Consider the following 19788-nt stretch of genomic DNA (forward strand, 5'->3'; position numbering starts at 1 on the left):
CGGCACAACCTGCCGGCGCCGCGCGTGCCGGCAGGTTCCGATGTAATGCTGCGTCAGTGAATGGGTGCTAAAGCGGGCACCCTCGCTAGAGTGAAGCAGTGCGCAATTACACTACTGCAGCCGAGCCCACCGCTTTGGTGGCTCCGTGGCTCGAACCGCTCCTGCCGGAACTGATCGAATTCCGGAGGGACCTCCATGCGCACCCGGAACTGTCCTTCAAGGAATTCCGCACCACTGAAAAGCTGGCCGAGCGGCTCGAAGCGGCCGGCCTGTCCCCACGCCGCCTGGAGGGCACCGGCCTGACGGTGGATGTGGGCGAAGGCCCCATTGCCACCGCCCTCCGCGGTGACATCGACGCCCTGCCCATCATCGAGGAAACCGGCCTGCCGTTCGCGTCCAGGAACCACGGCGTGACCCACGCCTGCGGGCACGACGTGCACACCACCACCATGCTGGGCATTGCCCTGGTCCTGCAGCGGATGCACCAGGAAACGCCGCTTGGCGCCACCGTCCGGATCATCTTCCAGCCGGCCGAGGAAACGATGCCCGGCGGAGCGCACTCCTGCATCGAGCAGGGCGTCCTGGAGGGGGTTCCCCGCATTCTGGCGCTCCACTGCGACCCTCGGATTGAAGTGGGCAAGGTGGGAACGCGCATCGGTGCCATCACCTCGGCCTCGGACACCATCCGGATCGAACTCTCCGGCCGGGGCGGGCACACCTCACGTCCGCACCTCACCGAGGACCTGGTGTTCGCTTTGGCCCAGATCGCGGTCAACGTCCCTGCGGTGCTGTCCCGCCGGGTGGATGTCCGCAGCGGCGTGTCCGTGGTGTGGGGCCAGATCACGGCCGGCTCCGCACCCAACGCCATCCCCGGCACCGGCTACATGGCAGGCACCATGCGGTGCCTGGACCGGGACGCCTGGCACGCTGCCGGTGAACTCCTGGACGAGGTGGTCCACCAGGTGGCGGCGCCCTACGGCGTGGACGTGCACCTGGAGCACACCAGGGGAGTGCCCCCTGTAGTGAACTCCGAGCATGAGACCGCCATTATCGAGGCTGCCGCCCGCGCTGAAATCGGCGAGAACGCCGTGGTGCTGACCCCGCAATCCATGGGCGGCGAGGACTTTGCGTGGTTCCTGGCCGAACTTCCCGGAGCGATGATGCGACTGGGCACCAAAACCCCGGGCGGCGAGGACTACGACCTCCACCGCGGCGACTACATCCTGGACGAGCGGTCGCTGGGCATGGGCATCCGCGTCCTCGCCGCAGCAGCCCTGCGCACCGTCCGGGACCTCGAGCAGGCGCCGGTTCCCTAGCCGGGACACTGTCCTCGCCAGCCGCGTCAGAGGTACGACGGCGGGTGGCCCGGGCCATCGCTGCGCCAGTTAAGTTGTGCACAATTTAGTTGTGCGATACGTTATTGTTATGACCGAAGCGCCCCGCCTGGACCGGCAAGTATGTTTTGCGCTGTACTCGGCGTCCCGCGCCGCCACCGCTGTCTACCGGCCCATCCTTGAAGAGCTCGGACTCACCTACCCGCAGTACCTGGTGATGCTGGTGCTGTGGGAAAACGAACCACGCGGCGTGAAGGAACTCGGCGGGGAGCTGGGGCTGGACTCTGGCACACTGTCGCCGCTGCTCAAGCGGCTGGAGGCACTTGGGCTGGTGGAGCGCCGGCGGTCCGGCGAGGACGAACGCCGAGTGGCCATCCATCTGACGCCTGCTGGGCGCAGCCTCAGCGGGCCGGCAAGTGCCATTCCCCAGCGGCTGGCAGACGCTGCCGGCCTTTCCCTCGACGAACTCGAGCAACTGCGGACCACCCTGGGCAAGCTCACGGCCGCACTGCATGAATCGCTGTAACCATCCACCAACAGGACGGACATCCCCAATGAAGACTCTTTATACGGCCGAGGCGCTTGCCTCCGGCGAAGGGCGCGACGGCACTGCGCGCAGCAACGACGGCCGGCTGGCAGTTGAGCTGGCAAGCCCCGTCGAACTTGGCGGCAACGGCCAGGGCACCAACCCTGAACAGCTCTTCGCCGCCGGATACGCAGCGTGCTTCCACTCCGCGCTGCGGCTGGTGGCCCGCAAGGCCGGCGCCGACCTCACTGACTCGGCGGTGGCGGCGAAGATCCATCTGGGGCAGCTGGACGGCGGGGCCGGCTTTGGGCTGGCCGCAGAGCTGGAAATCGCCCTTCCGGCCCTGGACCTGGCAACCGCGGAGGACCTGGTGGCCAAAGCGCACCAGGTCTGCCCTTATTCAAACGCCACCCGCGGCAACATCAATGTCGACCTCAAGATTCTGGAGTACGCAGCATGAGCACAGCACTGGCAACCACAACCCGTGAAATCCGGCTGGCCTCCCGTCCGGTGGGACGCCCGGGCGCCGACAACTTCGAGCTGGCAGAGTCCCCGCTTCCCGCGCTCGAGGACGGCCAAATCCTGGTGCGGAACCTCTTCATGTCCGTGGATCCCTACATGCGTGGCCGGATGAATGACGTGAAGTCCTACGCCGCCCCCTTCGCCGTGGGCAAGGCGCTCGACGGCGGTGCGGTGGGCGAGGTGATCGCGTCCCGTTCGTCCGCACACAAGGAGGGTGACGTCGTCGTGCATTCCCTCGGTTGGCGGGAGTACGCCGTGGTTGACGGCGCTGCCGCCACCCTGGCCCGCACGGACCTGGCCCCGGCTTCGGCGTTCCTGGGGGCCCTGGGCATGACCGGCCTGACGGCATACTCAGGGCTGCTTAAGGTTGCGGAGTTCAAGCCGGGCGACGCCGTGTTCGTCTCCGGTGCCGCCGGTGCCGTGGGCTCCCTGGTAGGCCAGATCGCCAAGGCCATGGGCGCGTCCCGCGTGATCGGCTCCGCCGGTTCGCCCGCCAAGGTGGCGCGGCTCCTCGAACTTGGCTTCGATGCCGCCTTCGACTACCACGATGGTCCCGTGGTGGAACAGCTGCAGAAGGCCGCCGGCCCCGCCGGCATCGACGTCTACTTCGACAACGTCGGCGGCGAACACCTCGAAGCCGCCCTGTCAGTCCTCAACGTCGGCGGCCGGGTGGCAATGTGCGGTGCCATCGCGCAATACAACTCCACCGAACCCACGCCGGCGCCCCACAACCTGATGCAGGCGATCGGCAAGCAGCTCACGCTTCGAGGTTTCCTGGTCGGTGGACAGCGGCAGCACGCGGCAGAGTTTGCGGAGAAGATGGCCGCCTGGCTGGCGGACGGGACGGTGCGCTACGACGAGACCATCGTGGACGGCCTGGAGAACGCGCCGCAGGCGTTCATGGACCTTTTGGACGGCGCGAACACCGGCAAAATGCTGGTCCGGCTGTAGCCAGCCCAACCATTGGCAGCCAGTAAGGGCACCGCGCTTAGCGGTGCCCTTACTGCATGGTAACAACTTGTAAACAATCTCCCGGATGGGCTCCCGACGTGCTATGGCGACGTGGCGCAGGCCACTAAAGTAAGTGCCGTCAGTGCGCTCCGGCGCAGTGCTGCGTGCCTTCAGTGAAAACAGAATTTCAGCGCCGAAACGGACACTCATTGAATTCCAGCCCGTAGCGCCACTCGCATCATCCCTGGAGGAAAATTGAAGAAATCACTGCGTGCCGGCTTCAAGCGCGGTTCAATGGCCGGCGTGGCCACCGCAGGTGCCGCGGCCTTCCTGCTGGCCGGGTGTGGAGCACCGCCGTCCTCGTCGGGGGGCTCAAGCGCTGCGCCCAAGTCCGATTACACCGCATGCATGGTCTCTGACTCCGGGGGCTTCGACGACAAGTCGTTCAACCAGTCCGGCTACGAGGGCCTGCAAAGTGCGGTCAAGGACCTTGGCATCCAGGAGAAGCATGTCCAGTCCAAGGCTGACACCGATTACGACCCCAACCTGCGCTCCATGGTGCAGCAGGGCTGCAAGCTCACCGTGACCGTCGGCTTCCTGCTCGGCGACGCCACCAAGTCCATTGCCACGGCCAACCCGAACAGCCACTTCGCCATCATCGACTACAACGACCCCACGTTCCCCAAGAACGTCAAGCCGATCGTCTATGACACCGCCCAGGCTGCTTTCCTGGCCGGCTACCTGGCAGCCGGCACCTCCAAGACCGGCAAGGTGGCAACGTTCGGCGGCATCAACATCCCCACCGTGACCATCTTCATGGACGGCTTCGCCGACGGCGTGAAGTACTACAACGAGAAGAAGGGCAAGAACGTCCAGCTCATCGGCTGGGACAAGGACAAGCAGGACGGCACCTTCGTCGGTGACTTCAAGCAGGTCGACAAGGGCAAGGTCCTGACCCAGGGCTTCCTTGACCAGGGCGCCGACATCGTCCTCCCCGTGGCGGGTCCCGTGGGCGGCGGTGCAGGCAGCGCGATCCTGGATGCGAAGTCCAAAGGTAAGGACGCCAAGCTCATCTGGGTTGACTCGGATGGCTACCTGACTGCCCCGGATTACAAGTCCGTGATCCTGTCCTCCGTCCAGAAGACCATGGCCACCGCTGTGGAATCGGTCATCAAGGACGACAAGGACGGCAAGTTCGACGCCTCCCCGTACATCGGAACCCTCGCAAACGGCGGCGTGGCCCTGGCTCCGTTCCACGATCTCGATTCCGCCGTGCCGGCAGACCTGAAGAGCGAACTGGACCAACTCAAGAAGGACATCATCTCCGGCACCGTCAAGGTCGAGTCGAAGTCCAGCCCCACCAAGTAAGCACCGAACCGCGGGGCGCGCTGCCCTTCCGCCGTTACCCCGGCCGGAGGGCAGCGCGTTCTGTTTTGCCGGCAACGTACGGTTGCCAGCACCATGCCGGCGGTCCTTTTTGCCGCCTGCCTGCCCTGCCCAGGAACCACACGTGACACTAGGCTGGGACTACCCGCTGCCTTGCCGCCCACAGCGCGCCGGAGCAGATCCATACACACACAGATTGGTTGGGGTTTTGAAACTCGAACTGAAAGGGATCACGAAGCGATTCGGGTCCCTGGTAGCCAATGACCACATCGATTTGGTCGTCGAACCGGGGCAGGTGCACTGCCTCCTGGGAGAGAACGGCGCAGGCAAATCCACCCTGATGAACGTGCTCTACGGACTGTACGATCCGACCGAGGGTGAAATCCTGGTCGATGGCAAGCCTGTCGTCTTCAAAGACCCCGGCGAGGCCATGGCGGCCGGCATCGGGATGGTCCACCAGCACTTCATGCTCATCCCTGTCTTCACAGTGGCCGAGAATGTGGCGCTGGGAAATGAGACTACCAAAGCCGCCGGCCTGCTCAATCTGGAAGCCACGCGCGAGAAAATCCGCCGCATCTCGGACCAATACGGGTTCGACGTCGACCCCGACGCCATGGTGGAGGACCTGCCGGTCGGCGTCCAGCAGCGGGTCGAAATCATCAAGGCGCTGGTTCGTGATGCCGAGGTGCTCATCCTCGACGAACCCACTGCCGTGTTGACTCCGCAGGAGACCGATGAACTCCTGGACATCATCCGGCAGCTGAAGCGCGATGGTAAGTCGATCGTCTTCATCTCCCACAAACTGCGTGAAGTCAAAGCCATCTCGGACACCATCACGGTCATCCGCCGTGGCAAGGTGGTCGGGCAGGCCGACCCGACGGCTTCCCCCACCGAACTGGCGTCCGCAATGGTGGGCCGCACCGTGAGCCTGACACTCGACAAGGCACCGGCCAAGACCGGTGAGGTGACGTTCAAGGTCCGCAACTTGACCGTGACGGACCACAACGGCCAGCACGTGGTCGATGACCTGTCGTTCGACATCGCCAAGGGCGAAGTGCTCGCCATCGCCGGAGTACAAGGCAACGGCCAGACGGAACTGACCGAGGCGATTCTTGGCGTGCAGCCGCACGTGGCCGGGTCCATCACGCTCGACGGGGAGGAACTGCTGGGAAAGAGCGTCAAGCACGTCCTCGGGGCTGGGGTGGGCTTCGTCCCCGAGGACCGGACCCTTGACGGCCTGGTGGGCACGTTTACCATCTCCGAAAACATGATCCTGGACCTCTACGACAAGGCACCCTTCGCGCGCGGCGTGGGGATGAAGCCGGGCGTGATTGCGGACAACGCCGCCAGGAAGGTCGAGGAATTCGACGTCCGCACCCCGTCCGTTTCGGCCGCGGTGGGGACCCTCTCGGGCGGCAACCAGCAGAAGGTCGTGCTGGCCCGCGAACTCTCGCGTCCGCTGCGCCTGTTCATCGCTTCGCAGCCCACCCGCGGGCTCGACGTCGGCTCGATTGAGTTCGTCCACAAGCGCGTCATCGCAGAACGTGACCACGGAACGCCGGTCATGATCGTGTCCACGGAACTTGACGAAGTACTGCAGCTGGCAGACCGCATCGCGGTGCTCTACCGCGGCCGGCTGGTCGGGATCGTACCCGCCACCACGTCCCGCGACGTGCTGGGCCTGATGATGGCCGGTGTCCCGGCCGCAGAAGCCGAAGCCAGCGCCTCCGCCCATGCCTCCGGCGCCACGACCACAGCGGCGGTTTCGGAGCCTGCCGGCCACGAAGGAGAATCCCATGTCTGAGAAGACAACCCCGGAACCGCAGGCGCTAGGCGACGACAGCGCCCATGTGGCCGCCGACACCCAGGTGCCGGGCGGCACCACCGCCGAGGCTGTCGCCTCCGACGTCGTGCTGGACACCGCAGGCGGCCAGATGCCGCCGTCCGCCGTTCCGGCAGCCACCCAGCGACGCGGCCGCGACCATGACCGGGACGGCGGCGGATCCGTCCTGCACCAGATCTTCACTGGCAACGCCATGGTCTCCTTCCTCTCCGTGCTGCTTGCCATCGTGCTTGGCGGCATCCTGATGGCAGTGACCAACCCCAAGGTCGCCCTCGCGGCCGGCTACTTCTTCGCCCAGCCCGGGGACCTCCTGACCGAGGTCATCCGTCCCTACACTGCCCTCGTGCAGGGGTCCATCTTCAATTGGGCCGGCGCTGACCTGGCCGCCCAGCTGTATCCGATCACCGAGACCCTCACCGTCGCAACCCCGTTGATCTGCGCCGGGCTCGGCGTCGCGCTGGGATTCCGCGCCGGCCTGTTCAACATCGGTGCCCAAGGGCAGATCATCTTCGGGGCGCTCTTCGGCGCCTACATCGGCTTCGCCTGGCACCTGCCCATCGGCCTGCACCTGCTTCTCGTCATCCTGGCCGGTCTGGTCGGCGGCGCGGTCTGGGGCGGCGTTGTGGGCCTGCTGAAGGCCCGGACCGGTGCGCACGAGGTGATCGTGACCATCATGCTCAACTACATCGCCAACTTCCTGCTGCTGTTCCTGCTCACCACCCCGGCTTTCCAGCGCAAGGGTTCCACCAACCCGATCTCACCGTTTCTGGACTCCACTGCGCTGTTCCCCGAACTGCTCGGACCGCAATTCCGCCTGCATGCGGGCTTCCTGGTTGCCGTAGCGGCCACAGTCCTGGTCTGGTGGCTGCTCAACCGCTCCACGATCGGCTTTGAGTTCCGGGCAGTCGGCGCAAACCCCAGCGCCGCCCGCACCGCCGGCATCAACGTCGCCCGCAGCACCATCCTGGTCATGGCGATCGCCGGTGCCCTGGCCGGCCTGGCCGGCGTGGCCCAGGTGTCCGGCACGGAAAAGTACCTTTCCGGCGGTGTCGCCGCCTCCATCGGGTTTGATGCCATCACGGTCGCACTGCTGGGACGCTCGACGCCGTGGGGAACCTTCTTCGCGGGCCTGCTGTTCGGCGCCTTCCGCGCCGGCGGCGTGGCAATGCAGGCCCAGACACAGACACCGATCGACATCGTGCTCGTCATCCAGTCCCTGATCGTGCTGTTCATCGCAGCACCCCCGCTGGTCCGTGCGATATTCGGACTCAACCCCCGTAAGAAGAAGACCACCACAAGTGGGACCGCAGGTTCGCGTACCGGCGGCGTCAAGAGCGGAGCGGCAGCATGAGCGCCACCACACAATCTCCCGCCGGCAAACAGCCAGGCACCGGAAAGGGAACCGGCAAGACAACCGGAGCAAACCGTGCCGGCAGCCGGGGAGGCACAACGGAACTGGTGAGCTGGAAGGCCGGCGTCGGCCTGGGCCTGCTCGCCATCCTGGGCACCGTGCTGTTCGGGTTCCTGGCCAACACAAAATCTGCCGGCTTCCGGATCGCCGAAGCCCGTGATCCGAATGCCTCCTCCACCGCAGCGTGGATCACCCTGGCTGTGGCGCTGGCGGCCGCCGCCTACGTCGGCTTCCGCTGGATCAGCCAGCGGCGCGAGGGCGGGGGAGTGGACCGCTGGATTCCCGCCACCACTATCGCTGCCATCGTCGTCCTGGGCCTGGCCGCCCTGGGCGTCGCCCGGGTCGAGAAGATCACCGTTCCCTCGATGGTGTTCGGCTGGATCTGCTCGGTCCTGCTGCTTGCCCTCGCCGCCTACGCCTGCTTCCTGACCGTACAGCGAAGGAAGGTCCCCGCCTGGGTGGGCGGAAGCTTCGCCGTCGTCTTCCTCGCCGGGTTCATGATCTGGATCGTGGCGGGCGGACGGGACCCCGAGCCGTCCATCTCCCTCGCAGGGCTGATGGCCGGCGCCGTCACCCTGGCTGTGCCGCTGGTGTTCGGTTCGCTCTCCGGGGTGCTCTGTGAACGGGCCGGCGTGGTCAACATCGCCATCGAGGGCCAGTTGCTGCTGGGTGCCTTCTCCGCCGCCGTCGTGGCCACTGTCACCGGCAACGTGTACGCGGGCCTGTTCTCCGCTGCTGTCGCAGGGGCGCTCGTGTCCCTGGTCCTGGCCGTGGTGAGCATCAAGTACCTCGTCAACCAGATCATCGTCGGCGTGGTGCTCAACGTCCTGATCAGCGGGCTCACCAGCTTCCTGTTCTCAACATTGCTGACAGCGGACCCCGAGCACCTGAACAAACCCGGACGGCTGCAGGCCGTGGACATCCCGTTCCTTGCCGACATCCCGATCATCGGACCTATCCTGTTCCGCCAGTCCCTTGTCGGCTACCTCATGTACGTGGCTGTGATCGTTGTTTACGTCGGCCTGTTCCACACCAAGTGGGGCCTGCGGGTGCGTGCCGTCGGTGAACATCCCCAGGCAGCGGACACGGTGGGCATCAACGTCAACCGGACCCGGTTCATCAACGTCCTCATGGGCGGTGCGATCGCTGGAATCGGCGGTTCCTTCTTCACCCTGGTGTCGGTGGACGCGTTCAGCAAGGACATGTCCGGCGGGAGGGGCTACATCGCGCTGGCCGCCATGATTTTTGGGCGCTGGAACCCCATCGGGGCGTTCCTGGCCGCGTTGCTGTTCGGATTCGCCGACAACCTTCAAAGCATCATCACCATCATCGGCTCACCGGTGCCCAGCCAGTTCATGGCAATGCTGCCCTACGCCCTGACCGTCATCGCGGTGGCCGGACTGGTGGGCCGCTCCCGGCCGCCCGCCGCCGACGGCATACCGTACGTCAAGGGGTGACGGCCGTGGAGGACACGGGAACCGTGGACTGGGCAGCCCTTGAGGCGGCTGCCGTCGCTGCCATGAAGAACGCCTACGCCCCATACTCCAAATTTCCGGTGGGCGCTGCGGCGCTGACCCGGGACGGCCGGATCGTCAGCGGCTGCAACGTGGAGAACGCCAGCTACGGACTGACCCTGTGCGCCGAGTGCGCCCTGGTGGGCAACCTCCAGATGACCGGCGGGGGCCGGCTGCGGGCCTTCTACTGCGTGGACGGGGCGGGAAACATCCTGATGCCCTGCGGACGCTGCCGGCAGCTGCTGTACGAATTCCGTGCCCCGGACATGCAGCTCATGACCACCCAAGGCATCAAAACCATGGACCAGGTGCTGCCTGACGCCTTTGGTCCCCAACACCTGGAGGAGACCCGGTGACTGAGAGCAAAGCCGGAGCGTTCGACGCCGTCGACATCATCCGCACCAAGCGGGACAAAGGGACGCTGAGCCCGGAGCAGATCGACTGGACCATCGACGCGTACACGCGGGGAGCCATCGCCGACGAGCAGATGGCAGCCCTGAACATGGCCATCCTGCTCAACGGGATGGACCGAACCGAGATCGCACGGTGGACCGCCGCCATGATCGCTTCGGGTGAACGGATGGACTTCTCCAGCCTGCGGCGTCCGGACGGCGGCCTGAAGTACACCACTGACAAGCACTCCACCGGGGGCGTGGGTGACAAGATCACCCTGCCGCTGGCTCCGCTGGTGGCGGTTTTCGGCGTCGCAGTACCGCAGCTGTCCGGGCGCGGACTGGGACACACCGGCGGCACCCTGGACAAGCTGGAATCCATTCCGGGGTGGCGGGCCAACCTCAGCAATGACGAGATCATGGCCCAGCTCCAGGACGTTGGTGCAGTGATCTGCGCCGCAGGCGCCGGCCTGGCGCCCGCTGATAAGAAGCTCTACGCGCTGCGGGATGTCACGGGCACAGTGGAAGCGATTCCCCTGATCGCGTCCTCAATCATGAGTAAGAAGATCGCCGAGGGGACGGGCTCGCTGGTCCTGGACGTCAAGGTGGGCAGCGGAGCGTTCATGAAGGATGAGGCCCGGGCCCGGGAACTGGCCGAGACCATGGTGGCCCTGGGCAAGGACGCCGGCGTCAACACGGTGGCGCTGCTGACCAATATGAACACGCCACTGGGCCTGACTGCCGGCAACGCGATCGAGGTGGAGGAGTCCGTCGAGGTCCTGGCCGGCGGCGGCCCGGAAGACGTGGTGGAGTTGACCGTCCGGCTCGCCGAAGAGATGCTCTCCTGCGCAGGCGTGCGGGACGCCGACCCCGCTGCTGCCTTGAAGGACGGCCGTGCCATGGACGTCTGGAACAGGATGATCTCCGCCCAAGGCGGAGACCCCAATGCCGCCCTTCCGGAGGCCAGGGAATCCGACGTCGTCTACGCCCCTGCCGACGGCGTGCTGGTGGAACTCGACGCGCTCGCCGTTGGCGTGGCGGCCTGGCGCCTCGGCGCCGGCCGTGCGCGCAAGGAGGACAGCGTCCAGGCCGGGGCGGGTGTGCGCATGCACGCCAAGCCCGGTGCCACCGTCCGGGCCGGTGAACCCCTGATGACGCTGTTGACCGACACCCCTGACCGGTTCGCACGGGCACGGGAAGCCCTGGAACACGCCGTGGTCATCGCGCCGGAAGGCTCGCGGCCCGCCCAGCAGCTGATCATCGACCGCATAGCATAGGTATCAATGCAGGCCATCAACGACTTCATCCTCGCCGCAGCCGGACAGCCGTGGGTGCTGGTCCTGGTGCTGGCCTGCTGTGTCATTGACGGCTTCTTTCCGCCGGTCCCCAGCGAATCGGTGGTGGTGGGCCTCGCGGCCGTAGCCGCCACTGCCGACGTTCCCAGCCCGCTGCTCCTTGCCCTGGTGGCCGCAGCCGGCGCCTTCACCGGGGACAATATTGCCTATCTTCTTGGCCGGCGCGTAGGCACCAGGCGCTGGGCATGGATGCGCGGGCCCCGCATGCAAAGCGCGTTCCGCTGGGCGGGCAGGGAATTGCGGAAACGGCCCGCGTCGCTGATCCTTGTGGCCCGCTTCATTCCAATCGGCAGGGTGGCAGTCAACCTGACCGCTGGAGTGACCCATTATTCCCATCTCCGCTTCGCGGGGCTGACCATCCTTTCGGCCGGCCTTTGGGGCGGATACTCCGTGGCCATAGGGCTCTTCTTCGGCCAGTGGTTTGAGGACAACCATGTACTGGGGGCGGCCATCGCCATCATCTGCGCGGTGACGCTTGGGATTGTGGTGGACCTGGTAATCAACAAATTCCGGGGCAAACCCAACGTGGTGGAACGCATCCGGGAACCCGGCACCTGACAGGCTCGTTTAACAGGGCGATTCCCTGCATCAGGGCGTAGCGGACAGCGCCCCCGCCGTGGGACACTTAGGAACGATTTCCGCTTTGGCTGCGGCACTTTAGCTGTGTCATTTTCATACAGGAGCAACACCGCGTGGAGTTTATTAATGAGGCCGTGCTCCATGCAGCGGGCCAGTGGTGGATTTACCCGGCGCTGCTGGTGTTCTTCTTCGTGGACGGCTTCGCCATGGTGGTCCCCAGCGAGACCCTTATCGTGGCGCTCGCGGCTTTCTCGCGGCACAGCGGCGAACCCAACCTCTGGATCCTGGGTATCACCGCCCTGGTGGGTGCCATTGCCGGTGACAACATGGCCTACATGCTCGGACGCAAGATCGGCCTGGAGCGGTGGGGATGGATGCGGCGCCCCAAAGTACGGAAAGTGTTTGCCTGGGCCCGTTACGAGCTGGAGAAGCGCGGCGCGGTGCTGATCTTCACCGCCAGGTACATTCCGTGGGGGCGCGTTGCCGTCAACTACGTAGCCGGCAGCACAGGCTTCTCCCACCGCAGGTTCTTCGCATTCGACGCCGTCGCCTGCCTCACGTGGGTGGGTTACTCGCTTGGCATCGGCCTGCTTGCCAGCTCGTTCCCGTGGCTGCACCACAATCCGTTGCTGAGCGCGGGCATCGCGGTGGTGTTCGCGATCGTCCTGGGAGTCCTCATCGACCACCTGCTGCGCTGGTGGCACAAGCGGCTCGGCCGGAACGACGGGCCGGATACGGACAGCTGGAGCGAGGGAACCTCCGGCTCCGGCTCCGGCAAGGACGGACGTCCCGGCACCCATGCCCTCGTGGTGCCGTCGGCAGAGGCCGGTCCCGCGGCCAAGTAGCCGCCGGCTTTGAACGGCTGGCTTTGAACACCGGCCCACCCTAAGGTGGGAACGTGACTGAGCCCATTGTTGACGCTGCCCCTGCCATCGATTTTGACCTGAAGAGCCTGCCCAAGGTTTCCCTTCACGACCACCTGGACGGGGGACTCCGTCCTGCCACCATCATCGAACTGGCCGAGGCCGTTGGCCACCAGCTCCCCTCAACGGACCCGGTGGCCCTGGGCCAGTGGTTCCGTGAATCAGCCGACTCCGGATCCCTGGTGCGCTATCTGGAGACGTTCGACCACACCGTAGCCGTCATGCAGACCTACGACGGACTGTTCCGGGTGGCCAAGGAGTTCGTGGAGGACCTTGCCGACGACGGCGTGGTCTACGGCGAAGTGCGCTGGGCACCCGAACAGCACCTCCAGAAGGGCCTCAGCCTGGACGAGGTCGTGGAAGCGGTGCAGGAGGGCCTGGAGGCCGGCGTCGAGGCCGTGTCCGAGACCGGACGCGAAATCCAGGTGGGCCAGCTGATCACCGCCATGCGCCATGCCGACCGCGGCCAGGAGATTGCTGAACTCGCCGTCCGCCACCGCAACAAGGGCGCAGTCGGCTTTGACATCGCCGGTGCCGAGGACGGCTTCCTGCCCAGCCGGTTCAAGGACGCCTTCACCTACCTGGCCCAGCACAATTTCCCCGCCACCGTGCACGCCGGTGAGGCGGCCGGCCTGGAGAGCATCCAGTCCGCCCTGGTGGACGGCCGCGCCCTGCGGCTGGGACACGGTGTCCGCATTGCGGAGGACATCATGGTGGAATTCGACGACGACGATGAAGCGGGGGACACGGTTGGCCTGGTAACCCTCGGCGATCTCTCCAGCTGGGTCCGCGACCGTGGGATCGCGCTGGAAATCTGCCCCTCCTCCAACCTGCAGACCGGCGCCATTGCCTCGTTCGGCGAGGGAATCGAGAGCCACCCCCTGGACATGCTCTACCAGCTGGGCTTCAACGTCACCATCAACACTGACAACCGCCTGATGAGCGGGGTCACCCTGACGGATGAGTTCAACCTGCTGGTGGAAACCTTCGACTACGACCTCGACGACCTGCTGGAGCTGACCCTGAACGCCGCAGAGGCGTCCTTCCTGCCCCTGGAGGAGAAGGAGGCGCTGGTGGAATACATCAACGACGCCTACGCCAACCTTGGCTGACCAGCATTCCTTGTCCGGCAGTTCCGCCACGGCGGAACTGCTGGACAAGATGGCGCAGCTGCGCGAGCACTGCCCGTGGATGCGCGCCCTTACGCACGCATCGCTGGTGGAGTACCTCCTGGAGGAGGCATACGAGGTGGCCGAAACCATCGAGGAGGGCCACCCCGACGCCGAACTCCAGGGCGAGCTGGGCGACGTCCTGCTCCAGGTGGTGCTGCACGCCCGGCTCGCTGAGGAGCGCGGTGCCTTCACGTTCGACGACGTGGCGCGCGGCCTGAGTGCCAAAATGGTGCGCCGGAACCCGCATGTCTTCCGGCCCGACGGTTCGCTGCAGGACAGCTTTCCCGCCACCGTGGAGGAGATCGAGCAGAAGTGGGATGCGGTCAAACGGGCTGAACGGCCGGGGCACCGCAACGCCTTCGACGGCATCCCGGCAGCCCTCCCGGCCCTGGCCAGGGCGCAAAAATCGCTGGACCGGGCAGCCCGGGCGGGCCTGGAGCTGCCGGGCGGAGTCCCGGTTCCCGAAAGCGAGGATGAGCTCGGAAACCTGCTGCTCGCCGTCGTGCGTTCCGCCCGGGACAACGGCATGGACGCCGAGCGCGCGCTCCGCGCCGCCGTCAGCCGGTATCAGCGTGGCCAAAGTGGGCCAAGTGACCACGCGCCATCATGACGTCCCGGCCTTGACCCGTTTGAGTAACCCGGAGCACTCTCGACTAGGCTGGTCCGTGACGCGTACGTCGAGTTTTCAGCCTGATTCCCCCCGTTAATCGCCCATAAGGAGCAAATTCATGGCGCTTATCGATGCCATCCACGCCCGCGAGATCCTTGATTCCCGCGGCAACCCCACCGTTGAAGTTGAAGTCCTGCTGTCGGACGGCCAGATCGGCCGCGCGGCGGTTCCCTCCGGTGCCTCCACCGGTGAGCACGAGGCCGTCGAACTGCGCGACGGCGACAAGGGCCGCTACCTCGGCAAGGGCGTGCAGAAGGCCGTCGACGCCGTGATCGACCAGATCGCTCCCGCACTGACCGGCTTCGACGCCACGGACCAGCGCAGCATCGACCAGGCCATGCTGGACCTGGACGGCACGCCCAACAAGGGCAAGCTCGGCGCCAACGCGATCCTCGGCGTCTCGCTGGCCGTTGCGAACGCCGCAGCCGCCTCCGCCGACCTGCCGCTGTACAAGTACCTGGGTGGCCCGAACGCGCACGTCCTGCCCGTGCCGCTGATGAACATCCTCAACGGTGGATCGCACGCCGACTCCGACGTTGACATCCAGGAATTCATGATCGCCCCCATCGGCGCCGAAACCTTCTCCGAGGGCCTGCGCTGGGGCGTTGAGGTTTACCACAACCTCAAGTCCGTGCTGCAGCAGAAGGGCCTGTCCACCGGGCTCGGCGACGAGGGCGGCTTCGCCCCCAACCTGCCGTCCAACCGCGCAGCCCTGGACCTCATCACCGAGGCCATCAAGAACGCCGGCTACGCCCCGGGCAAGGACATCGCCCTGGCCCTGGACGTCGCATCTTCGGAGTTCTACAAGGACGGCGCCTACCAGTTCGAAGGCAAGGCACTGTCCGCCAGCGAGATGAGCGCCTACTACGGCGAACTCGTGGCCGACTACCCGCTGGTCTCCATCGAGGACCCGCTGGACGAGAATGACTGGGAAGGCTGGAAGACCCTCACCGACGCCATCGGCGACAAGGTCCAGCTGGTGGGCGACGACCTCTTCGTGACCAACCCGTCCATCCTGCAGCGCGGCATCGACACCAGGACCGCCAACTCCCTGCTGGTCAAGGTCAACCAGATCGGTTCGCTGACCGAGACCCTGGACGCCGTCAGCCTGGCCCAGCGGGCCGGCTACACCACCATCACCTCGCACCGCTCCGGTGAAACCGAGGACACCACCATCGCCGACATCGCCGTGGCCACCAACGCCGGCCAGATCAAGACCGGTGCACCGGCCCGCTCCGAGCGCGTAGCCAAGTACAACCAGCTGCTGCGCATCGAAGAGGAACTCGACGACGCCGCACGCTACGCCGGACGCAGCGCGTTCCCGCGTTTCAAGGGCTAGTAACCGCCTAAACCCATCAGCGGTGGCTATGGTTGAAAGACCATAGCCACCGCTGTTGTTTCCAGCAGCATTTGGTCCAGCAGGCTGCGTTTCAGGAGTGTCATGGCTACCCGCCGCCCCAAAGTTCCCAAGGTTGCCCCCACCCGTCAAGCCAAGGCAACGGACGACGCCGGGTCCGCCGACGGTGCCGAGATCATCCGGGCCGATTTCCGGCCGGCCAAGGCTGCGGTGTCGAAGGGCAGCGCAGCGTCCCCGGACGCTGCGGCGTCCGGGCAGAACCACGGGCGTGGCACTGCGGAGCGGGCCAAGGCCGGGAAAGCGGGGGAGGGGAGCAAGCCCAAACCGGTTGCCGGACGCAAGGGCAGCAGCCCTGTGGACGCCGGCCGAGCCGGCGAAGAAGACCAGCACCCGGTCCCCGCCAAGGCGTTCTCCGGCCGCATGCTTGCCTTGGCCGTGGTGATGGTCGCCATCACCATCATGCTTGCCCCCACGGTGAAAATCTTCTTCGACAAGAAGGCCGAAATTGACGCGCTGAACGCCGATATCGCCGCACGTCAGGCCGAAGGCGACGCCCTTCGGCAGCAGGTGTCGCGCTGGCAGGACCCCAACTACGTCAAGCAGCAGGCCCGCGACCGCATTAACATGGTTATGCCGGGCGAAACCGGCTACTGGGTTTTTGGCAGCGATGAGCCGGCCGGAGAAAGCAGTAGCCCCGCCGACGCAGCAACAGCACAAGACCCCGCCGATCTGCCGTGGGTGGATTCCCTGTGGGAGTCCATCAGGCGCGCGGCCACAGACTGAACCGCACAGGAAGGACGGCCCGCGACAATGGAACACAACACGGCAGCCGCCCGGGACGAATCCCGCCAACCCACCGCCCACGACCTTGAAGTACTGAGCAGGCAGTTGGGACGACCCGTCCGCGACGTCGTGGAGATTCCTGCCCGCTGCGTGTGCGGCAACCCCCTGGTGGCGGCCACCGCACCCCGCCTCAGCAACGGGACCCCGTTCCCTACCACCTTCTACCTGACGCACCCGGTGATCACCGCCGCGGTTTCCAGGCTCGAAGCGGCCGGGGTCATGAACACGATGAATGACGAGCTGACCTCCGACGCTGGGCTCGCAGCCGGCTATCGGGCTGCCCACGAGGACTACCTGGCCGCCCGGGAGGCAATCGGCCGGCGCTCCGGCATCGGCCCTGTGCCCGAAATCGACGGTGTCTCGGCCGGCGGCATGCCTGCCCGCGTCAAATGCCTTCATGTCCTGGTGGGCCACTCCCTGGCGGCCGGCAAGGGTGCCAACCCCCTGGGCGACAGGGCGCTGGAGATGATCAGCGAATGGTGGACGGCGGACAAGTGCTACTGCGACGGCGCCTGGGACACCAGCGGCGAGGCACCGTCCAGGGACCTCAGCCGCCACGGACCCCAGGGCCTGCCGGACCTCGTTGGCCGTCCCGCCCCGATGCGGAAGTCCGCCGGCAGCACAGGCGCCGCCGAATGACCCGCGTGGCCGCCATCGACTGCGGCACCAACTCCATCCGGCTTCTCATTGCGGACATTGACCGCAATGACGGCAGGACAGTCCTCAACGATGTCGTGCGGGAGATGCGCGTGGTCCGACTGGGCCAGGGCGTGGATGCCACGGGCGAACTCGCTCCGGAAGCACTGGAACGGACATTTGCCGCAACCTCCGACTATGCCCGCATGATCCGGGAGCACGGCGCGGAGCGGGTGCGTTTCGTGGCCACCTCGGCAAGCCGGGACGCACGCAACCGGGACGTCTTCGTGGACGGGGTCAAGGACCTTCTGGGCGTGGAGCCGGAAGTGATCTCCGGAGATGAGGAAGCGGCGCTGTCCTTTGCCGGCGCCAGCAGCGTGCTGCCCATCCTCGACGGCCACGAGGTGCTGGTGGTGGACCTCGGCGGCGGGAGCACCGAGTTCGTCCTGGGCACCGCCGCGGGGGTGACCGCAGCCAAGTCCGTCGACATCGGCTGCGTCCGACTTACCGAACGGCACCTGCGCAACGATCCGCCCACACCCGAACAAATCGCCGCAGCGGAAGCCGACGTGGACGCTGCACTGGGCCGCGCCGGACGGGACGTGCCGCTTGAGCGCGCCACCGCCGTCGTCGGTGTTGCCGGCTCCGTCACCACCATCACAGCGCATGCGCTTCGCCTGCCGGAATACTCGCCGGAAGCCATCCACGGCGCCGTTCTGCCCATCAGGGACGTGCGCGCCGCTGCCACCGACCTGCTCAGCATGACCCGGGACCAGCGTGCCGCACTGCCCTACATGCACCCGGGCCGCGTGGACGTGATCGGCGCCGGGGGACTGGTGTGGCGCCGCATCCTGGAACGGATGGGGGAGTTGACCCGCGGGAGGATTACCGCGGCCACCGCAAGCGAGCACGACATCCTCGACGGCATCGCGCTGAGCATCGGATAGGCCCATGCAGTCCACCACAGCTTCCACCCCGCACTTTCCCCGGGCGTCGGCGGCCCTCATGGCTGTCCTCCTGGCTGCCTGCTGCCTCTGCGCCGGCCTCTTTACCGCCCCCGCAGCCAGCGCAGACGACTGGCGCGACAAAGAGTACTGGCTGGCCGACTCCGGCATCACCAAAGCCTGGGAAGTCTCCAAGGGTGCAGGCGTCAAGGTAGCGGTCATCGACAGCGGAATCGACGCCCAGCATCCGGACCTCAAAGGTGCCGTCACGGGCGGCTACGACGCCTCCGGTTCCGGCGATCCCAACGGGCAAAAGAGCGTGGGCTCCAAGCCCGAACACGGCACGCTGGTGGCCACCATGCTTGCCGGCCGCGGACACCAGCCCGCAGGCGCCAGCCCCAGCGCCGGGCCGGCCGCAACCCCGCCCGACGGCATCATTGGTGTGGCACCGGAAGCGCAGCTCCTCTCCGTGTCCACCTGGCTGGGTTCCCCCAACCCGTCCGGCAAGAGCGACCAGGACCAGATTCCGGAAGCGGTCCGCTGGGCCGTGGACAACGGCGCCAGGGTGATCAACATATCGCTGGGCAGTACCACGCCGCAGTGGCCGCAAAGCTGGGATGCCGCCTTCCTTTACGCAGAGCAAAAGGACGTGGTCATTGTTGCCGCGGCCGGAAACCGCATCGGCGGAAATACCCAGGTAGGCGCCCCCGCCACCATTCCGGGCGTCCTCACCGTGGCCGGCGTGGACCGCAAGAACGTGGCCAGCGTGGACGCCTCATCGCAGGGGATCAGCATCGGCGTGGCTGCCCCTGCGGAGAACCTTGTGGGCGGCCTCCCCGGAGGCGGCTACGCGGAATGGGCCGGCACCTCCGGCTCCACACCCATCGTGGCCGGTGTCGCAGCCCTGATCCGGTCCAAGTGGCCGGACATGAGCGCCGAACAGGTGATCAACAGGATCATCACCACCGCCAGGGACGCAGGCGCTCCGGGGAAAGACCCCCTGTACGGCTACGGCATCCTCAACGCCGAGGCTGCCCTCAAGGCCGATGTCCCGGAGGTCTCCGTCAACCCGCTGGGCACTATCGCTGAATGGATCCGCGTGCACCGGCGGGGCAACGCCGTGCCCGCAACTCCGGTGCCTTCCGCGACTCCGGTGGCGAGTGCCGCACCCACGCTTCCTGAAGCCACCGTTCCCGCAGCCAAGGCGCCCTCACAGCGGGACAGTGCCATTGGCGCCGCCGTCGTCATTGGATTTGCCGCACTGTTCCTGGCGATCATCGCGGCGGCCGCCGTCCAGCTCCGCAGGGCTGCCGGGGACCCCCTGGCCCCCGGGGAAGAACCGGAGACGGGAGCCACGGAGCGGGTCAATCCACACCGGAAACCGCACGTTACGGACGGCCGCACCGGTTAGTGAAGATTTTCACAAACTG

Annotated in this window: 19 protein-coding genes; all 19 read left to right on the top strand. The window is 66.4% G+C overall.

Translation table 11 applies throughout. The annotated features are described in order from the left end of the window. Positions 1 to 98 precede the first annotated feature (98 nt). The 19 genes from J2X98_RS00075 to J2X98_RS00165 all read left to right on the top strand — a co-directional run bounded on the left by J2X98_RS00075 (position 99) and on the right by J2X98_RS00165 (position 19769). Complete coding sequence (locus tag J2X98_RS00075) at positions 99 to 1316, top strand: amidohydrolase (RefSeq protein WP_307303282.1); 1218 nt, start codon at positions 99 to 101, stop codon at positions 1314 to 1316. Positions 1317 to 1425: 109 nt separating this feature from the next. Further along, entirely contained in the window at positions 1426 to 1860 is a 435-nt protein-coding gene (locus J2X98_RS00080) for a MarR family winged helix-turn-helix transcriptional regulator (RefSeq protein WP_307303284.1), read from the top strand. Between the two features lie 28 nt (positions 1861 to 1888). Further along, the gene (locus tag J2X98_RS00085) at positions 1889 to 2320 is read left to right on the top strand and encodes an organic hydroperoxide resistance protein (RefSeq protein ID WP_307303285.1); all 432 of its coding nucleotides are present in this window, start codon (positions 1889 to 1891) and stop codon (positions 2318 to 2320) included. Next, positions 2317 to 3333 carry an NADP-dependent oxidoreductase gene (locus J2X98_RS00090; protein WP_307303287.1) on the top strand — a complete coding sequence of 339 codons (1017 nt, stop codon included), beginning with the start codon at positions 2317 to 2319 and terminating at the stop codon, positions 3331 to 3333. The genes J2X98_RS00085 and J2X98_RS00090 overlap by 4 nt, the downstream gene beginning before the upstream one ends. Positions 3334 to 3588: 255 nt before the next feature. Continuing rightward, a complete protein-coding gene (locus tag J2X98_RS00095) occupies positions 3589 to 4701 on the top strand; it encodes a BMP family lipoprotein (protein WP_141940553.1) in 1113 nt (370 codons plus the stop codon). Between the two features lie 226 nt (positions 4702 to 4927). Then, positions 4928 to 6523 carry an ABC transporter ATP-binding protein gene (locus J2X98_RS00100; RefSeq protein ID WP_141940554.1) on the top strand — a complete coding sequence of 532 codons (1596 nt, stop codon included), beginning with the start codon at positions 4928 to 4930 and terminating at the stop codon, positions 6521 to 6523. Next, positions 6516 to 7913, top strand: a complete 1398-nt coding sequence (locus J2X98_RS00105; RefSeq protein ID WP_307303290.1) for an ABC transporter permease — start codon at positions 6516 to 6518, stop codon at positions 7911 to 7913. Before J2X98_RS00100 ends, J2X98_RS00105 begins: the two co-directional genes overlap by 8 nt. Next, a complete protein-coding gene (locus J2X98_RS00110; protein WP_307303292.1) occupies positions 7910 to 9430 on the top strand; it encodes an ABC transporter permease in 1521 nt (506 codons plus the stop codon). The genes J2X98_RS00105 and J2X98_RS00110 overlap by 4 nt, the downstream gene beginning before the upstream one ends. A gap of 5 nt (positions 9431 to 9435) precedes the next feature. Then, positions 9436 to 9843 carry a cytidine deaminase gene (locus J2X98_RS00115; protein ID WP_141946176.1) on the top strand — a complete coding sequence of 136 codons (408 nt, stop codon included), beginning with the start codon at positions 9436 to 9438 and terminating at the stop codon, positions 9841 to 9843. Beyond that, positions 9840 to 11156: a thymidine phosphorylase gene (locus tag J2X98_RS00120; protein ID WP_307303294.1), complete on the top strand. Its 1317-nt coding sequence runs from the start codon at positions 9840 to 9842 to the stop codon at positions 11154 to 11156. Before J2X98_RS00115 ends, J2X98_RS00120 begins: the two co-directional genes overlap by 4 nt. Positions 11157 to 11162: 6 nt before the next feature. Continuing rightward, positions 11163 to 11792: a DedA family protein gene (locus J2X98_RS00125; RefSeq protein ID WP_141940558.1), complete on the top strand. Its 630-nt coding sequence runs from the start codon at positions 11163 to 11165 to the stop codon at positions 11790 to 11792. 134 nt (positions 11793 to 11926) lie between these two features. Beyond that, a complete protein-coding gene (locus tag J2X98_RS00130; RefSeq protein ID WP_141940559.1) occupies positions 11927 to 12658 on the top strand; it encodes a DedA family protein in 732 nt (243 codons plus the stop codon). A gap of 53 nt (positions 12659 to 12711) precedes the next feature. Continuing rightward, positions 12712 to 13848: an adenosine deaminase gene (locus J2X98_RS00135; protein ID WP_307303295.1), complete on the top strand. Its 1137-nt coding sequence runs from the start codon at positions 12712 to 12714 to the stop codon at positions 13846 to 13848. 79 nt (positions 13849 to 13927) lie between these two features. Beyond that, entirely contained in the window at positions 13928 to 14518 is a 591-nt protein-coding gene (locus J2X98_RS00140) for a MazG nucleotide pyrophosphohydrolase domain-containing protein (RefSeq protein ID WP_307303691.1), read from the top strand. A 118-nt stretch (positions 14519 to 14636) separates the two neighbouring features. Further along, positions 14637 to 15917: a phosphopyruvate hydratase gene (eno, locus tag J2X98_RS00145; protein ID WP_307303297.1), complete on the top strand. Its 1281-nt coding sequence runs from the start codon at positions 14637 to 14639 to the stop codon at positions 15915 to 15917. Between the two features lie 102 nt (positions 15918 to 16019). Further along, on the top strand, positions 16020 to 16718 hold the full coding sequence (locus J2X98_RS00150) for an FtsB family cell division protein (protein ID WP_141940562.1): 699 nt from the start codon (positions 16020 to 16022) through the stop codon (positions 16716 to 16718). 27 nt (positions 16719 to 16745) lie between these two features. Beyond that, positions 16746 to 17417: a DUF501 domain-containing protein gene (locus J2X98_RS00155; RefSeq protein WP_141940563.1), complete on the top strand. Its 672-nt coding sequence runs from the start codon at positions 16746 to 16748 to the stop codon at positions 17415 to 17417. Then, the gene (locus J2X98_RS00160; RefSeq protein ID WP_141940564.1) at positions 17414 to 18361 is read left to right on the top strand and encodes a Ppx/GppA phosphatase family protein; all 948 of its coding nucleotides are present in this window, start codon (positions 17414 to 17416) and stop codon (positions 18359 to 18361) included. Before J2X98_RS00155 ends, J2X98_RS00160 begins: the two co-directional genes overlap by 4 nt. Positions 18362 to 18365: 4 nt before the next feature. Then, positions 18366 to 19769 (top strand): S8 family serine peptidase, encoded by a 1404-nt coding sequence (locus J2X98_RS00165; protein ID WP_141940565.1) that lies wholly within the window; start codon positions 18366 to 18368, stop codon positions 19767 to 19769. Positions 19770 to 19788: the final 19 nt, after the last annotated feature.

It is taken from the genome of Pseudarthrobacter enclensis (assembly GCF_030811655.1).
In the GTDB taxonomy this organism is placed as follows: domain Bacteria; phylum Actinomycetota; class Actinomycetes; order Actinomycetales; family Micrococcaceae; genus Arthrobacter; species Arthrobacter enclensis_A.

Coding starts and splice junctions, on each gene's coding strand:
- J2X98_RS00110 (WP_307303292.1), top strand. CDS start 7,910: ATGAGCGCCACCACACAATCTCCCGCCGGCAAACAGCCAGGCACCGGA.
- eno (WP_307303297.1), top strand. CDS start 14,637: ATGGCGCTTATCGATGCCATCCACGCCCGCGAGATCCTTGATTCCCGC.
- J2X98_RS00080 (WP_307303284.1), top strand. CDS start 1,426: ATGACCGAAGCGCCCCGCCTGGACCGGCAAGTATGTTTTGCGCTGTAC.
- J2X98_RS00140 (WP_307303691.1), top strand. CDS start 13,928: ATGCGCGCCCTTACGCACGCATCGCTGGTGGAGTACCTCCTGGAGGAG.
- J2X98_RS00090 (WP_307303287.1), top strand. CDS start 2,317: ATGAGCACAGCACTGGCAACCACAACCCGTGAAATCCGGCTGGCCTCC.
- J2X98_RS00165 (WP_141940565.1), top strand. CDS start 18,366: ATGCAGTCCACCACAGCTTCCACCCCGCACTTTCCCCGGGCGTCGGCG.
- J2X98_RS00155 (WP_141940563.1), top strand. CDS start 16,746: ATGGAACACAACACGGCAGCCGCCCGGGACGAATCCCGCCAACCCACC.
- J2X98_RS00105 (WP_307303290.1), top strand. CDS start 6,516: ATGTCTGAGAAGACAACCCCGGAACCGCAGGCGCTAGGCGACGACAGC.
- J2X98_RS00125 (WP_141940558.1), top strand. CDS start 11,163: ATGCAGGCCATCAACGACTTCATCCTCGCCGCAGCCGGACAGCCGTGG.
- J2X98_RS00085 (WP_307303285.1), top strand. CDS start 1,889: ATGAAGACTCTTTATACGGCCGAGGCGCTTGCCTCCGGCGAAGGGCGC.
- J2X98_RS00160 (WP_141940564.1), top strand. CDS start 17,414: ATGACCCGCGTGGCCGCCATCGACTGCGGCACCAACTCCATCCGGCTT.
- J2X98_RS00150 (WP_141940562.1), top strand. CDS start 16,020: ATGGCTACCCGCCGCCCCAAAGTTCCCAAGGTTGCCCCCACCCGTCAA.